This is a genomic window from Escherichia sp. KCJ4928 (assembly GCF_004352695.1).
In the GTDB taxonomy this organism is placed as follows: domain Bacteria; phylum Pseudomonadota; class Gammaproteobacteria; order Enterobacterales; family Enterobacteriaceae; genus ECMA0423.
This window is the reverse complement of the sequence record NZ_SJWV01000405.1, coordinates 1-1332: the sequence shown is the minus strand read 5'-3', so window position 1 is coordinate 1332 and position 1332 is coordinate 1. Positions and strand designations below refer to the sequence as shown.

Annotated in this window: 1 protein-coding gene; it reads right to left on the bottom strand. The window is 42.9% G+C overall.

Going from position 1 to position 1332, the window contains the following annotated elements:
• Positions 1-118 precede the first annotated feature (118 nt).
• Positions 119-1216, bottom strand: coding sequence for a porin (locus E0D98_RS24295; RefSeq protein WP_000737283.1), 1098 nt, complete (start codon positions 1214-1216; stop codon positions 119-121).
• Positions 1217-1332: the final 116 nt, after the last annotated feature.

The window sequence follows — 1332 nt, the reverse complement described above, 5'->3', positions numbered from 1 at the left end:
TAACAGAAGGTTTATATAGTTAGAAGCAAGGTTGTGCTCCTAAAGGAAGTGGCTTGAGGGAGCCACTTATATGTTGGGGAGGCAACGCCTCCCGCAACATATCTTTTTCGTAATCAGATTAGAACTGGTAAACCAGACCTACAGCAACGATGTCATCAGTGCTTACACCGAGTGCTTTAGTGAAGTCATTTTTGTCAAGCAGGTTGATTTTGTAATCAACGAAAGTAGACATATTTTTGTTGAAGTAATAGGTTGCACCTACATCAACATATTTGACTAAGTCCTGATCGCCCCATACTCCAAGATCCTTACCTTTAGATTGCAGGTAAGCAACGGACGGACGCAGACCGAAATCGAACTGATATTGTGCAACAGCTTCGAAGTTTTGAGCTTTATTAGCAACGAAGTGATCAGCAAATACAGTCATATTCTGGGTTTCAGAATAGGTAGTGGCCAGGTAAATGTTGTTAGCGTCATATTTCAGACCTGCGGCCCAAACTTCTGCATTTTTACCGGAAGCAAATACTTCAGGAAGAACTTTCCCTGCATTAACTTGAGTGTCGGTACGATCAGATTTCGCATAAGTTGCACCGATACCGAATCCTTCGTATTCATAGGTAGCAGAGAAACCGAAGCCATCACCGTTACCTTCGGTGTAGTTATCGAAATCGCTACGATCGTTTTTGCCTTGGTACTGAGCAGCAAAGTTCAGACCATCAACCAGACCAAAGAAGTCGTTGTTACGATAGGTTGCAACACCAGTGGTGCGACCAGTCATGAACACATCTGTTTGGGTCCAGGTATCGCCACCGAATTCTGGCAGAACGTCAGTCCACGCACCGATGTCGTATGCTACACCGTAGTTACGGCCGTAATCGATTGAGCCGTAGTCACCGAATTTCAGGCCTGCAAATGCAAGACGGGTTTTGTCTTTGGAGGAACCTTGAGATTCAGCGCGGTTGCCTTTGAATTCATATTCCCACTGACCGAAACCAGTCAGCTGATCGTTGATTTGGGTTTCGCCTTTGAAGCCCAGACGAACATAAGTAGTATCACCATCATCTGCATCGTTAGAGGAAAAGTAGTGCTTGGCATTAACTTTCCCGTACAGATCCAGCTTGTTACTGTCTTTATTATAAATTTCAGCTGCCTGAGCAGACATCGCCATCAGTACTGATGCAGCTACAGCAGAAATTGCCACTGTTAATTTTTTCATCGTGAGCCCTTTTTTTTGAACTATTATTAAAAAATGATGTCACTGCGCGATAAATATTCATCTAATCAATGTGATTATTTCAAGATGTAAGTTTTAGTTTCTCATTTAATTTGTGA

Bases quoted from the DNA above. Each gene is read 5' to 3' on its own strand.
- E0D98_RS24295 (WP_000737283.1), bottom strand. From the start codon at position 1,216: ATGAAAAAATTAACAGTGGCAATTTCTGCTGTAGCTGCATCAGTACTG.